At 70.8% G+C, this 14,126-nt stretch carries 12 protein-coding genes; 11 read left to right on the top strand and 1 reads right to left on the bottom strand.

Going from position 1 to position 14,126, the window contains the following annotated elements:
- The 4 genes from P3L51_RS19990 to P3L51_RS20005 all read left to right on the top strand — a co-directional run.
- On the top strand, positions 1–294 hold a 294-nt coding region (locus P3L51_RS19990; protein ID WP_354606626.1), incomplete at its 5' end, for a type II secretion system F family protein.
- Positions 295–356: 62 nt separating this feature from the next.
- Complete coding sequence (locus tag P3L51_RS19995) at positions 357–623, top strand: DUF4244 domain-containing protein (protein ID WP_354606648.1); 267 nt, start codon at positions 357–359, stop codon at positions 621–623.
- Complete coding sequence (locus P3L51_RS20000; protein WP_354606627.1) at positions 610–996, top strand: TadE family type IV pilus minor pilin; 387 nt, start codon at positions 610–612, stop codon at positions 994–996. Before P3L51_RS19995 ends, P3L51_RS20000 begins: the two co-directional genes overlap by 14 nt.
- Positions 993–1,385 (top strand): Rv3654c family TadE-like protein, encoded by a 393-nt coding sequence (locus P3L51_RS20005; RefSeq protein ID WP_354606628.1) that lies wholly within the window; start codon positions 993–995, stop codon positions 1,383–1,385. Before P3L51_RS20000 ends, P3L51_RS20005 begins: the two co-directional genes overlap by 4 nt.
- Here the strand turns inward: P3L51_RS20005 and P3L51_RS20010 are convergent.
- Entirely contained in the window at positions 1,375–3,894 is a 2,520-nt protein-coding gene (locus tag P3L51_RS20010; RefSeq protein ID WP_354606629.1) for a DEAD/DEAH box helicase, read from the bottom strand. The genes P3L51_RS20005 and P3L51_RS20010 overlap by 11 nt on opposite strands.
- 80 nt (positions 3,895–3,974) lie before the next feature.
- Here P3L51_RS20010 and bldG point away from each other — a divergent pair, with 80 nt between their 5' ends.
- The 7 genes from bldG to topA all read left to right on the top strand — a co-directional run bounded on the left by bldG (position 3,975) and on the right by topA (position 13,987).
- Positions 3,975–4,328, top strand: coding sequence for an anti-sigma factor antagonist BldG (gene bldG / locus P3L51_RS20015; protein WP_078075833.1), 354 nt, complete (start codon positions 3,975–3,977; stop codon positions 4,326–4,328).
- A gap of 103 nt (positions 4,329–4,431) precedes the next feature.
- Positions 4,432–4,896 carry an ATP-binding protein gene (locus P3L51_RS20020; protein WP_354606630.1) on the top strand — a complete coding sequence of 155 codons (465 nt, stop codon included), beginning with the start codon at positions 4,432–4,434 and terminating at the stop codon, positions 4,894–4,896.
- Between the two features lie 306 nt (positions 4,897–5,202).
- Complete coding sequence (locus P3L51_RS20025) at positions 5,203–7,623, top strand: sodium-translocating pyrophosphatase (RefSeq protein WP_354606631.1); 2,421 nt, start codon at positions 5,203–5,205, stop codon at positions 7,621–7,623.
- A gap of 205 nt (positions 7,624–7,828) precedes the next feature.
- Entirely contained in the window at positions 7,829–8,416 is a 588-nt protein-coding gene (locus P3L51_RS20030) for a small secreted protein (protein ID WP_354606632.1), read from the top strand.
- 258 nt (positions 8,417–8,674) lie between these two features.
- A complete protein-coding gene (locus tag P3L51_RS20035) occupies positions 8,675–10,243 on the top strand; it encodes a DUF7059 domain-containing protein (RefSeq protein WP_354606633.1) in 1,569 nt (522 codons plus the stop codon).
- A 267-nt stretch (positions 10,244–10,510) separates the two neighbouring features.
- Positions 10,511–10,708, top strand: a complete 198-nt coding sequence (locus P3L51_RS20040; RefSeq protein ID WP_354606634.1) for a hypothetical protein — start codon at positions 10,511–10,513, stop codon at positions 10,706–10,708.
- 408 nt (positions 10,709–11,116) lie between these two features.
- Positions 11,117–13,987, top strand: coding sequence for a type I DNA topoisomerase (gene topA, locus P3L51_RS20045; RefSeq protein WP_354606635.1), 2,871 nt, complete (start codon positions 11,117–11,119; stop codon positions 13,985–13,987).
- Positions 13,988–14,126: the final 139 nt, after the last annotated feature.

Consider the following 14,126-nt stretch of genomic DNA (forward strand, 5'->3'; position numbering starts at 1 on the left):
CTCGGGGGCGAACCGGTCGAGACGTGGGGGCGGTTCGGCGAGATACCGGGAGCCGCGGAGCTGGCCCGCTGTCTGGAGCGGGCCGGGTCCACGGGAGCGCCAGCGGCGGAGCCGGTCTCCCGGCTAGCCGACGGCCTCAGGGCGGAACGGGCCCGGCAGGCCGCGGCCCGCGCGGGCCGGGCCCAGGTGCTGATCACCGCCCCGGTGGGGCTGTGCTTCCTGCCCGCCTTTCTGGCCGTGGGGGTGGCCCCGGTGGTGATCGGCCTGGCGACCGGGCTGCTGCGGGGCAACTGAACTGCTTCAACTGTGCTGATCCAACTGTGCTGATCCAACGGGAGGTTGACATGAGGATGCGGATGGGACCGTCGGGACGACGGGCATGGCGTGTGGTGGAGGCGGCGAGCGGGGCGAGCCGACTGCGCCGGAGCAGGGTCCGGGTCGGTAGCGGGCGCCGGTTTCGTGCCGCCCTGCGGGCGGACTCCGGAATGGCGAGCGCCGAATACGCGGTGGGGACTCTCGCCGCGTGCGGCTTCGCCGCGGTGCTCTACAAGGTGGTCACCAGCGGGCCCGTCTCCGGCGCCCTGGAATCGGTCATCGGGAACGCTCTCGATGCGAAGTTCTGAGTGCGGGACGGTCGATGACGACGGCGATCGGGGGTCGGTGACGGCGGAGGCCGCCGTGGCGGTGCCCGCGCTGGTGGTGTTCGTCGCCGCACTGCTGTGGGCCCTGATGGCGGCCTCCGCGCAGATCCAGTGCGTGGACGCCGCCAGGGCGGGGGCTCGGGCCGCGGCCCGAGCCGAGCCTCGGGGCGCGGCGATGGAAGCCGCCCGCTCGGCCGCCCCGGCGGGCGCCGAGGTCACGATGGGCCGCTCGGACGACCTGTGGCGCGTACGGGTGGAGGCGCCGACCCCGGGGCCGCGCGGTATCGCGCTGACGCTCGCCGCGGAAGCGGTGGCACCGGCCGAGGACACGGCGACGGGCGGAGCGGTTCCATGAACCGTGACCGGGGGTCGGCGTCGGTGTGGGCGGCCATGGCGACGACCGCGCTGTGCGCCGTGTTCGCGGTGATCCTCGGGATGGGCCAGGCGGTCGTGGCCCGGCACCGCGCGGGTTCGGCGGCGGACCTGGCGGCGCTGGCGGCGGCCGGGTACGCGCTGCGGGGAGCGGAGGCCGCCTGCGCGAGGGCGGCCGAGGTCGCCGGGGCGCAGGGCGCGGAGGTGGTGCGGTGCGCGGTGGCCGGTGAGATCGCCGACGTGACCGCGCGGGCGGGCTTCGGCCCGTACACCCCGACGGTCAGGTCCCGCGCGGGCCCACCGGACGCACCGCCCGCGTCCGTGCCTGTCCGCGAGCCCACACAGATCGGCGGGTCACGGGCTAGCCCGTGACCTCGGCTCCGGCCTCGGCCGCGCGCTGGCCGGGCAGGTCCGCCGGGTCCGGGGTGCCCGAGGGCGGCGCCGACTTCAGGAGTTCGCCCAGGAGTCGTACGGCCGCGCGTTTGTGCAGGGGCTCGTTGCCGTTGCCGCACTTCGGGGACTGGACGCACGACGGGCAGCCCGCCTCGCACTCGCACGAGGCGATCGCCTCGCGGGTCGCGGTGAGCCATTCGCGCGCCGTGTGGAAGGCGCGTTCCGCGAAGCCCGCGCCGCCGGGGTGGCCGTCGTACACGAAGACCGTCGGCAGCAGCGTGTCCGGGTGGAGCGGTACGGACACGCCGCCGATGTCCCGGCGGTCGCAGGTCGCGAAGAGCGGGAGCATCCCGATGGACGCGTGCTCGGCGGCGTGCAGGGCGCCGCCCAGCTGTTCCGGATTGACCCGGGCCGCGTCGAGTTGGTCCTCGGTGACGGTCCACCAGACGGCGCGGGTGCGCAGCGTACGGGGCGGCAGATCGAGTTTGGACTCGCCCAGGACCTCGCCGGTGATGAGCCGGCGGCGGAGGAAGGAGACGACCTGGTTGGTGACCTCGACGGAGCCGTAGCAGAGGCGCCCGCCGCCCCAGGGGATCTCGGTGTCGGTCTCCAGGACGGAGATGGCGGTGGTGTCGCGCGCGGTCGTGGAGTACGGCGGGCTGGCCTCCTCGACGAGCGCGACCGAGTCCGCCAGGTCCAGTCGCCGCACCAGATAGCTGCGGCCCTGGTGCAGGTGGACGGCGCCGTCGTGCACGGCGGTGTGGGAGGCCGCTTCGTCGACGGTGCCCAGCAGCCTGCCGGTGCCCGCCTCGACGATCTGGACGGGCCGGCCGCCCTCACCGCGGATGTCGGCGAGATCCGCGGCCCGCTCCCGGCGGGTCCAGTACCAGCCGGTGGTACGCCGTCGCAGCAGGCCCGCCTCGACGAGCTGCGGCAGCAAGTCGGGCACCGCGGGGCCGAAGAGTTCCAGATCGGCTTCGGTGAGCGGCAGTTCGGCGGCGGCCGCGCACAGGTGAGGGGCGAGGACGTACGGGTTGTCCGGGTCGAGCACGGTCGATTCGACGGGCTGCTGGAACAGCGCCTCGGGGTGATGCACGAGGAAGGTGTCCAGCGGATCGTCCCTGGCGACCAGGATGGCCAGCGCGCCCTGTCCGGCGCGTCCGGCGCGGCCCGCCTGCTGCCACAGGGAGGCGCGGGTGCCCGGATAGCCGGCGATGACGACCGCGTCGAGGCCGGAGACGTCGATGCCCAGCTCCAGGGCGGTGGTGGCGGCGAGACCGAGGAGCTCGCCGGAGTGCAGGGCGCGCTCCAGGGCGCGGCGTTCCTCGGGGAGGTAGCCGCCCCGGTAGGCGGCGACGCGTCCGACCAGGGAGCGGTCGACCTCGGCGAGGCGTTCCTGGGCGATGACCGAGACGAGCTCGGCGCCTCGCCGGGACCGTACGAAAGCGACCGAGCGGACGCCCTGGAGGGTCAGGTCGGTGAGGATGTCGGCCGTCTCGGCCGTGGCGGTGCGGCGGACCGGTGCGCCCTTCTCGCCGTGGAGTTCGGTGAGAGGGGGCTCCCAGAGGGCGAACACGACCTCACCGCGCGGTGACGCGTCGTCGGCGACCTCGTGGACGGGCAGACCGGTGAGCCGCCCGGCCGCCGACGCGGGCTCGGCCGCGGTGGCCGAGGCGAGGAGGAAGACGGGATGGGAGCCGTACCGGGCGCAGACGCGGCGCAGCCGGCGCAGGACCTGGGCGACATGGGAGCCGAAGACGCCGCGGTAGGTGTGGCACTCGTCGATGACGACGTAGCGCAGGGACCGCAGGAAGGAGGACCAGCGGGGGTGGGCGGGGAGTATCCCGCGGTGCAGCATGTCGGGGTTGGTGAGTACGTAGTTGGCGTACTGGCGTACCCATTCGCGCTCTTCGACGGGGGTGTCGCCGTCGTACACGGCGGGGCGCACGCTGTTGCCGAGCGGTGCGGCGAGCGCCTTCACGGCACGGCGCTGGTCGGCGGCGAGCGCCTTCGTCGGGGAGAGGTACAGAGCGGTCGTGCCGCGGCCGTTGGGTGCCTCGGAGCCGTCCAGGAGCGCGCTGAGCACCGGCGCCAGGTAGGCGAGGGACTTGCCGGACGCGGTGCCGGTGGCGATCACGACGGATTCGCCGTCCAGGGCGTGCTCGGCGGCGGCGGCCTGGTGGGCCCACGGGTGGTCGACCCCGGCCAGCTGAATGGCGTTGATCACTTCTGGTCGGATGCGATCGGGCCAGACTGCATGTCTGCCCACACGCGGGGGCAAGTGCTCCGTATGAGTGATGCGCGCAGCCCGGCCCGCCCCTGCGGTGAGCCGGTCCAGGACCGTACCGGGGGAGGGGCGGGAGTCCCCGCTCTCGGGCGGCCTGCCAGGACCGTGATTCGTGGCCATCGGCACCGAGTCTGTCACTGGCGTGGCGGACAATGGTCCTAAGGCGTCGTGCATGGCTGCCGGTAAGTGATTGAATGCCATCGCGGCTGGCGATACGCCCCCTGGCTCCGTCGGGAGAGACCCGAGGGGCGACCGCTCGATTGCAAGGTGCTGGAGGATCCGTGGACCTGTCCCTGTCGACTCGCAATGTGTCCGGCCCTGGTGGCGACCGTACGGTCGTCGAGGTCGGTGGCGAGATTGATGTGTATACCGCGCCCAAGCTGCGCGAGCAGTTGGTCGAGTTGGTGAACGACGGCAGTTACCACCTGGTCGTCGACATGGAGGGCGTGGACTTCCTCGACTCGACCGGTCTCGGCGTGCTCGTGGGTGGACTCAAGCGTGTGCGTGCCCACGAGGGCTCGCTGCGTCTGGTCTGCAACCAGGAGCGCATTCTCAAGATCTTCCGGATCACTGGCCTGACCAAGGTGTTCCCCATTCACACCACGGTCGAAGAGGCCGTCGCCGCCACCGACTGAGGCCGGCCGGAGGCTTTCGGAAGGAAGGGCAGGGGGCACCGGGCGTCATGCCCGGGGCGCCCGAGCCCCAGATTCGCACGCTCGTACGTCTGAGGGGGATCGCATGGCCACCGTTGAACTCCGCTTCAGCGCCCAGCCCGAGCACGTCAGGACGGCCCGTCTGGTGGCGGCTGCCGTGGCGCGCCGGGCCGGTGTCGACGAAGCAGTGTTGGACGAGGTCAGGCTCGCCGTCGGCGAGGCGTGCAGCCGCGCGGTCGGTCTGCACCGCAGCCACGGCATCACCGCGCCCGTGCGGGTCGTGCTGACCGAGGAGGAGAAGGTCTTCTCCATCGAGGTCGGTGACGAGGTGCCCACCCCGGGCACCGCGGCCGCCGCGGAGAACACACCGGTCTCCCGCAGGGCCGTCCTCGCGGGCGATCTGTACGAGACGGACACGGGTGACGGCGAGGACGAGATGGGCCTCGCGGTCATCAGCGGCCTCGTCGACGACGTGGAAGTGACCTCCGACGACAAGGGCGGCGTCATCCGGATGAGCTGGCCGACCGCCTCGGCGGTCGCGCTCTCCTGAATGCGCGTGTGCGTACGGTCCGCGGCGAGTGGCCTGCCCGTCCGGGCAGGTCCCCCGCCGGGGCGGCCGTGACAGTGTGATCCAATTTCTTTGAGGGCCCTGCTGAGCAGGGCCTTTTCTATTTCTCCGAGGGAATTGATCACCAGTCAATGCGCTAATCCCATTACGTATTTCGGAGCGCTTTTCGAGGGCCGATCATTTGCGGCTCCGTAAGTCAAGGTCAATTACACGCGGCGCACTCTGTTTTGATCAGCTTCCGCTCCCTACAATCCGTCCATCTTGAGCGCTGAGCGTCAAGGAGGACGAATGGCGGGGCACATCGATCCACAACTGTCCGAGCGACTGTCCGAACACCCCACTTCTCTCGCTGCCGCGATACTCACGGACGGCAACAGAGTGATCGTGATCGTCATCGCGGTCATCGCGCTGGCGGCGCTGCTCGTCGCCCAGCGGCTGGTCCGCCAGGTGCTGGCGGCCGACGAGGGCACCGATTCCATGAAGGAGATCGCGGCGGCTGTACAGGAAGGCGCGAATGCCTATCTGGCACGGCAGTTGCGCACCCTCGGCGTTTTCGCCGTCGTGGTGTTCTTCCTGTTGTTGTTGCTGCCGGCCGACGGTTGGTCGGAACGCGCGGGACGTTCACTGTTCTTCCTGGTGGGTGCGCTTTTCTCGGCGGCCACCGGATACTTCGGCATGCGTCTCGCCGTACGCAGCAATGTGCGCGTCGCCGCGGCCGCGCGAGAGGCGACCCCGGCGGAGGGAGAACCGGAAAAGGATCTGACAGCGGTCGCGCACAAGGCGATGAAGATCGCTTTCCGTACCGGTGGCGTGGTCGGAATGTTCACGGTGGGCCTCGGCCTGCTGGGCGCCTCCTGCGTGGTCCTCGTGTACGCCGAGGACGCCCCCAAGGTGCTGGAGGGTTTCGGCCTCGGCGCCGCGCTGATCGCCATGTTCATGCGTGTCGGCGGCGGCATCTTCACCAAGGCCGCCGATGTCGGCGCCGACCTCGTCGGCAAGGTCGAGCAGGGCATCCCCGAGGACGACCCGCGCAACGCGGCGACGATCGCCGACAACGTCGGGGACAACGTGGGCGACTGCGCCGGTATGGCGGCCGACCTCTTCGAGTCGTACGCGGTGACGCTCGTCGCCGCGCTCATCCTCGGCACCGCGGCCTTCGGCAACTTCGGGCTCGGCTTCCCGCTGATCGTCCCCGCGATCGGTGTCATCACGGCGATGATCGGCATCTTCGCCGTCGCGCCGAGGCCCTCCGACCGTAGCGGGATGACCGCGATCAACCGCGGTTTCTTCATCTCCGCGGTGATCTCGCTGGTCCTGGTGGCCGTGGCGGCGTACACGTATCTCCCGTCCTCGTACGCGGAGTTGGACGGAGTGACGGCCGAGGAGATCACCTCGCACTCCGGTGACCCGAGGACGTTCGCGCTGGTCGCCGTCGCCATCGGCATCGTGCTCGCGGCGCTCATCCAGCAGCTCACGGGCTACTTCACGGAGACCAACCGGCGCCCGGTGCGCGACATCGGCAAATCGGCGCTCACCGGTCCCGCGACCGTCGTCCTGGCCGGTGTGGCCATAGGTCTGGAGTCCGCCGTCTACACGGCGCTCCTGATCGCTCTCGGCGTGTACGGGGCGTTCCTGCTCGGCGGTACCTCGATCATGCTCGCGCTCTTCGCGGTGGCGCTGGCCGGCACCGGACTGCTCACCACCGTCGGCGTCATCGTCGCCATGGACACCTTCGGTCCCGTCTCCGACAATGCCCAGGGCATCGCCGAGATGTCCGGGGACGTCCAGGGCGCGGGCGCGCAGGTGCTCACCGACCTCGACGCCGTGGGCAACACCACGAAGGCCATCACCAAGGGCATCGCCATCGCGACCGCCGTACTGGCGGCGGCGGCGCTTTTCGGCTCGTACCGCGACGCCATCGCCACGGCCGTGTCCGACGTGGGGGCGAAGGCCGACGAGATGGGACTGAGCCTGGACATCTCGCAGCCCAACAACCTCGTCGGACTGATTCTCGGCGCCGCGGTCGTGTTCCTCTTCTCGGGGCTCGCGATCAACGCCGTTTCGCGGTCGGCCGGTTCGGTGGTCTACGAGGTGCGGCGGCAGTTCCGCGAGCACCCCGGGATCATGGACTACACGGAGAAGCCGGAGTACGGGCGCGTCGTCGACATCTGTACGAAGGACGCGTTGCGCGAGCTGGCCACACCCGGTCTGCTCGCCGTGCTCACCCCGATCGCCGTGGGGTTCTCGCTCGGTGTCGGCGCGCTCGGCTCGTTCCTGGCCGGCGCGATCGGCACCGGCACGCTGATGGCCGTCTTCCTCGCCAACTCCGGTGGGGCGTGGGACAACGCCAAGAAGCTCGTCGAGGACGGTCACCACGGCGGCAAGGGCAGCGACGCCCACGCCGCGACCGTCATCGGCGACACCGTCGGCGACCCGTTCAAGGACACGGCGGGACCGGCGATCAACCCTCTGTTGAAGGTCATGAACCTGGTGGCGCTGCTCATCGCTCCGGCGGTGGTGCAGTTCAGCTACGGGGACGACGCCAACGCCGGGGTACGCGCGGTGGTGGCGGTGCTGGCGATCGCCGTGATCGTCGGGGCGGTGTACGTCTCCAAGCGGCGCTCGGTGACCGTGGACGACGGGGGCGAGGGAGGAGGCGGATCCGGGGACGGGACGACCAAGTCACCGGACCCGGCGGTTGCTTCGTAGCCACGGCATAGCAACTGGCTTGCGGGCGGCGCGTCTTGACGCGCCGCCCGTCCGCCTGCCGGCGCCGTGGAAGCGGACGGCGTGAGGGTTCTCTCCCTTGGTGCAAATGGCCGCAATAGCCTATTGAACGGACACTCGGCGTGCGGTAGTCGCCCACTTGGCGTGTATGTTCCGGGGCCGAGAGCCTTGGAAGGGACCCAATCCGGTGAAGAAGAAGCTCGTAGCCGCACTCTCCGGCGGTTCGGTACTGCTCATGGCGCTGTCGGGGTGCAGCGACGACGGCGACAGCAAGGTGAACGACTGGGCCAAGAAGGTCTGTGACCAGGTCCAGCCGCAGCTGACGAAGATCGCCGACGCCAATGCCTCGATCCAGCAGGCGACCTCGGACAGCAGCAAGCCCGCCGACGTCCAGAAGACGGACGCGGCTGCCTTCCAGTCCATCTCGGACGCCTACAAGGCGCTGGGCGCGGCCGTGAACGGAGCGGGCGCCCCGCCCGTCGACGACGGCGAGAAGACCCAGAAGGAGGCTGTCAGCGAGCTCAACGCCACCTCCACGGCGTACGCCGGGCTCAAGGCCGAGGTCGACGACCTCGACACCAAGGACCAGGCGAAGTTCGCGGACGGCCTCAAGGGCGTCGCCGACGAACTCGACAAGCTCAGCAAGAGCGGTGACGAGGCGCTGCAGAAACTTCAGTCCGGCGATGTCGGTGCGGCGATGGCGAAGCAGCCCGGCTGCCAGCGGCCGAAGACGTCCGCGCCCGCCGACACCGGATCGGACGCGCCGTCGACGTGACCGTCCGCCGACACGTCCTCCTGAGCCCATGACCGCATGCCGCATGCCGCATGCCGCATGCCGTATGAGCCCTGAGCCCCTGACGTGCCTGATGTGAAGAGGCGTTCTTCTGTCGCTCTCCTGTCGATTCGTCAGAGGAACGCGCCGTAGTACGTAAGCCTCGCAGTACCGCTCTCGGACGCGAAACCCGCGGCCCGGCACCCCGCCCGGGGAGCCGGGCCGCAGGCGTTTGTCGGTGGGAGCCGCCACAATGGACGGGTGAGTACGACCAGCCTTCCCGCGCCCGACCACTCGCCCCGACTCCGTGACGCCCTGCTCGCCGCCGACTTCACCGTCGACGGCCTGCTGGACCTGCTCGGCGCGCCCGCGTACGCCGCGCTGGCCCGCAGCGAGACGGTGCCCGCCCTGCGGGCCACCCGCGGCGACACCCCGCTCGAAACGCTCGTCAGACTCTTCCTGCTCCAGCGTCCGGTCCCCGCGGAGCGGGTCCGTGCTGCGCTGCCGCTGTCGCAGTGCCTGGCCGACGGCTGGATCGTGGAGGCCGACGCCACGGAAGCAGCCACGGACGCCGCCCCGGAAGGCGGTACGGCCGACGGTGAAGACGGCACGTTCGTCAGCGCCACCGTGGACGTACGGCCGTACGGCGGCCCGGAAGGAGAGGACTGGTTCATCGTCTCCGACCTCGGCTGCGCGGTCGGCGGCGCCTCCGGCGCGATCGGCCACGGCGAGGGTGTGGTGCTCGGCGTCGGCGGGGCCTCCACGACGCTGGCCGGACTCACGGTCCGTACGCCGGTCACCCATGCCCTCGACGTCGGCACCGGGTCCGGCATCCAGGCGCTGCACGCGGCGCGCCACGCCACCAGGGTCACCGCCACCGACCTCAACCCGCGTGCGCTGGAGTGCGCCCGGCTCACCCTCGCACTGTCAGGGGCGCCCGCCGCCGAGCTGCGTGAGGGGTCGCTGTTCGAGCCGGTCGACGGCGAGACGTACGACCTGATCGTGTCGAACCCACCGTTCGTGATCTCTCCCGGCGCCAGGCTCACCTACCGCGACGGCGGCATGGGCGGCGACGACCTGTGCCGGACGCTCGTCCAGGAGACGGGCGACCGCCTCGCCGACGGGGGGTACGCGCACTTCCTCGCGAACTGGCAGCACGTGGAGGGCGAGGAGTGGCAGGACCGGCTCCGCTCCTGGGTGCCGCGCGGCTGCGACGCCTGGATCGTGCAGCGCGAGGTGCAGGACGTGACGCAGTACGCGGAGCTGTGGCTGCGCGACAGCGGTGACCACCGGGCCGACCCGGAGGCGTACGCGGCGCGCTACGAGGCGTGGCTGGACGAGTTCGAGGCGCGCGAGACCAAGGCCGTCGGCTTCGGCTGGATCACCCTCAGGAAGTCGGGGTCCGAGCGTCCCTCCGTGGTCGTGGAGGAGTGGCCGCATCCCGTGGAGCAGCCGCTCGGCGAGACCGTACGGGCACACTTCGAGCGTCAGGACTATCTGCGCGAGCACGATGACGCCGCCCTGCTCACCGCGCATTTCACGCTCGCCCCCGAGGTCGTCCAGGAGCAGGTCGGACTGCCCGGCGCGGAGGACCCCGAGCATGTGGTGCTCCGTCAGAACCGCGGTATGCGGAGGGCGACGAAGGTCGACACGGTCGCCGCGGGCTTCGCCGGGGTCTGCGACGGCTCGCTGAGCGCCGGGCGGATCCTGGACGCGATCGCCCAGCTCGTCGGGGAGGACCCGGTGCGGTTGCGCGACCGCACGCCGCAGGCGATCCGGGTGCTGGTGGAGGAGGGCTTCCTGGTCCCGGTGGCCGCGCCCGGGGCCTGATCCGACGCGGGTCCCGGCCGCCGGCCGCCCATGCCGGTGGCGTATTTCCACTGGCCCGGCCGACGGAGATCGTACGGCCGCAGTTGGCGGGTGCCGGAGCGGGAGCCGTACGGCGCGCGCCGGGGTCGCGCCCCCGTACGGGCACCCGGCGGACGCCGCGCGAGTGAACCCCCGCGCCGTTCACGCGGAATTCGCGCCAATGACGTGCCGAGGTGCCAGCCTCTGCCTCCGGGGCGCTCGGCTCCGCGAATCGAACGGGGTACGGGCATGGAGAGCGGGCCGGCGATCTTCGCGGGAGCGGCGTTCGCGCTGTTCGGAGCCGCACTGCTGGTGTGGACGGGAGCGCGCGTGCTGCACCGCGCCCCGGTGGCGCACGGTGTCAGCCCTGCGACATCCATCACGCTGGCGACCCTCGCGGGCGTGTCGTTCGTCGCCCTCGGCCTCTGGTGCTTCGGCCGGATCTGATTCCCGGCCCGCCCGCAGTGGCCGGCGCACGTCGGGGACCGGCGCGCCCGACGAGTCGTACGGCGCCGGATCCAGCCGGGATCCCGCCCGGGGTATGCCCTCCACCGACCCCCGGGACCTGCGGTGAAGCCCTTCCCGCGGCCCGCCGCCGAGCTGTTCCGTGCGGCGTTCGTACGCCGTCCCGCGCGGCGGGGCCAGGGGTCCGGGCGGCAGAAAGGTGCGGACTCGGGTTACCGTTCGAGTGGCCGTTGCGGTCTTTCGCCGTTTGACACGGGGGCGGGTTGTACCGTCACACTCCGCAGCGAAGCGGCGTCATAGCGGGGCATGTCATGCCCCGTACTGCCGTACTTCCGTACCGCGGTAAAGCTGTACGGGCCACCGAAGTGCCGACCGGAGAGAAGAGCGAAGTTGTCCCCGACCAGCGAGACCGGACACGCCGGCCGCCGACTCGTCATCGTCGAGTCGCCTGCCAAGGCGAAGACAATCAAGGGCTACCTCGGCCCGGGATATGTCGTCGAGGCGAGCGTCGGGCACATCCGCGACCTCCCGAACGGCGCCGCCGAGGTGCCCGAGAAGTACACCGGCGAGGTGCGCCGCCTCGGTGTGGACGTCGAACACGACTTCCAGCCGATCTACGTCGTCAACGCCGACAAGAAGGCCCAGGTCAGAAAGCTCAAGGAGCTGCTGGCCGACTCCGACGAACTCTTCCTCGCCACCGATGAGGACCGCGAGGGCGAAGCCATCGCGTGGCATCTCCAGGAAGTCCTGAAGCCCAAGGTCCCGGTCCACCGGATGGTCTTCCACGAGATCACCAAGGAAGCGATCAGGGCCGCCGTCGCCAATCCCCGCCAGCTGAACAAGCTGATGGTGGACGCGCAGGAGACGCGCCGGATCCTCGACCGGCTGTACGGCTACGAGGTCTCGCCCGTCCTGTGGAAGAAGGTCATGCGCGGCCTGTCGGCCGGCCGCGTGCAGTCCGTCGCCACCCGGCTCGTCGTCGAGCGCGAACGCGAGCGCATCGCCTTCCGCTCCGCCGAGTACTGGGACCTGACGGGCACCTTCGGCACCGGCCGTACCGGCGACGCCTCCGACCCCTCCGTACTGAATGCCCGGCTGTCGGCGGTCGACGGCCGCCGCATCGCCCAGGGCCGCGACTTCGGCTCGGACGGACAGCTGAAGTCCGACCAGGTGCAGCATCTGGACGAGGCCGCCGCGCACGCGCTGGCCGCCGCCCTCCAGGACACGTCGTTCGCCGTCCGCTCGGTCGAGTCGAAGCCGTACCGCCGTTCCCCGTACGCCCCCTTCCGTACGACGACGCTTCAGCAGGAGGCCTCGCGCAAGCTGGGCTTCGGGGCCAAGTCGACGATGCAGGTCGCGCAGAAGCTGTACGAGAACGGCTTCATCACCTATATGCGTACGGACTCCACGACCCTGTCCGCCACCGCCGTCTCGGCGGCGCGGGCGCAGGTCACGCAGCTGTACGGGGCGAGCTACCTGCCCGACAAGCCGCGTGTGTACGTCGGCAAGGTCAAGAACGCGCAGGAGGCGCACGAGGCGATCCGTCCCTCGGGCGACCGCTTCCGTACGCCCGCCGAGACCGGTCTGACCGGCGACCAGTTCCGGCTCTACGAGCTGATCTGGAAGCGGACCGTCGCCTCCCAGATGAAGGACGCGGTCGGCAACAGCGTCACGGTCAAGATCGCGGGCACGTCGAGCGACGGCCGGGACGCCGAGTTCTCCGCGTCCGGCAAGACGATCACCTTCCACGGCTTCATGAAGGCCTATGTAGAAGGTGCCGACGACCCGAATGCGGAGCTGGACGACCGCGAGCGCCGTCTGCCGCAGGTCGCCGAGGGCGACGCGCTCTCGGCGGAAGAGATCACCGTCGACGGTCACGCCACCAAGCCGCCGGCCCGCTACACCGAAGCCTCGCTGGTCAAGGAGTTGGAAGAGCGCGAGATCGGCCGCCCGTCGACGTACGCGTCGATCATCGGCACGATCCTCGACCGCGGCTACGTCTTCAAGAAGGGCACGGCGCTTGTCCCGTCCTTCCTCTCCTTCGCCGTGGTGAATCTGCTGGAGACGCACTTCGGCCGGCTCGTCGACTACGACTTCACCGCGCGGATGGAGGACGACCTCGACCGCATCGCGCGGGGCGAGGCGCAGTCCGTGCCGTGGCTCAAGCGGTTCTACTTCGGCACGGGCGACGACTCGGACGGCACGGCAGCCGCCGCGACCGCCGCGGCTGCCGCGGGCAACGGCGACGGGGACCACCTGGGCGGGCTCAAGGAGCTCGTCACGGACCTCGGCGCGATCGACGCCCGCGAGATCTCGTCCTTCCCGATCGGCGACGGCATCATGCTGCGCGTCGGCCGCTACGGCCCCTACGTCGAGCGCGGCGAGAAGGACGCGGAGGGCCACCAGCGGGCCGACGTGCCCGAGGACCTGGCGCCCGACGAGCTGACGGTCGAGTACGCGGAGGAGCTGCTGGCCAAGCCCAGCGGTGACTTCGAGCTCGGCGTCGAACCGCAGAGCGGGCATCAGATCGTGGCCAGGGACGGCCGCTACGGCCCGTATGTGACCGAGGTCCTGCCCGACGGCACCCCGAAGACCGGGAAGAACGCCGTCAAGCCGCGGACCGCCTCGCTGTTCAAGTCGATGTCGCTGGACACGGTGACGCTGGCGGACGCGCTGAAGCTGATGTCGCTGCCGCGCGTGGTCGGTACGGACGCCGAGGGCGTCGAGATCACCGCGCAGAACGGCCGCTACGGCCCGTATCTCAAGAAGGGCACCGACTCGCGGTCGCTGACCAGCGAGGACCAGCTGTTCGACATCACGCTGGACGAGGCGCTGGCGATCTACGCCCAGCCCAAGCAGCGTGGACGGGCCGCGGCGAAGCCTCCTTTGAAGGAGCTGGGCACGGACCCGGTGAGCGGGAGCCCGGTCGTCGTGAAGGACGGCCGCTTCGGGGCGTACGTCACGGACGGCGAGACGAACGCGACGCTGCGGACGGACGACAGCGTCGAGGAGATCACGCCGGAGCGAGGCTACGAGCTGCTCGCCGAGAAGCGCGCCAAGGGGCCCGCCAAGAAGAAGACGGCGAAGAAGGCCCCGGCGAAGAAGACCACCGCCAAGAAGGCTCCCGCCAAGAAGACGACAACGGCGAAGAAGACCGCGGCGAAGAAGACGACGACGGCGAAGAAGACCACCACGAAGTCGGCGGCCGCGAAGAAGTCGACGGCGTCGTCGTCCGGCGCGGGCTCGAACGGGGACGAGTAGGACGGGCGCGGGGGCGTGTACGGACCTCTGTACGCACGCCTGTAGGCGCCCTCCGCGCACCCTCTGTACGGAAGCGCGACCGCCGCACGAGTCTCCATCGGGATCGCCCGGAGACCCGTGCGGCGGTCGTTTGTTCGGG

This window comes from Streptomyces panacea (genome assembly GCF_040560175.1).
Taxonomy (GTDB): domain Bacteria; phylum Actinomycetota; class Actinomycetes; order Streptomycetales; family Streptomycetaceae; genus Streptomyces; species Streptomyces panacea.

Coding starts and splice junctions, on each gene's coding strand:
- P3L51_RS19995 (WP_354606648.1), top strand. CDS start 357: ATGGGACCGTCGGGACGACGGGCATGGCGTGTGGTGGAGGCGGCGAGC.
- P3L51_RS20020 (WP_354606630.1), top strand. CDS start 4,432: ATGGCCACCGTTGAACTCCGCTTCAGCGCCCAGCCCGAGCACGTCAGG.
- P3L51_RS20000 (WP_354606627.1), top strand. CDS start 610: ATGCGAAGTTCTGAGTGCGGGACGGTCGATGACGACGGCGATCGGGGG.
- P3L51_RS20005 (WP_354606628.1), top strand. CDS start 993: ATGAACCGTGACCGGGGGTCGGCGTCGGTGTGGGCGGCCATGGCGACG.
- P3L51_RS20040 (WP_354606634.1), top strand. CDS start 10,511: ATGGAGAGCGGGCCGGCGATCTTCGCGGGAGCGGCGTTCGCGCTGTTC.
- P3L51_RS20025 (WP_354606631.1), top strand. CDS start 5,203: ATGGCGGGGCACATCGATCCACAACTGTCCGAGCGACTGTCCGAACAC.
- P3L51_RS20010 (WP_354606629.1), bottom strand. CDS start 3,894: ATGGCATTCAATCACTTACCGGCAGCCATGCACGACGCCTTAGGACCA.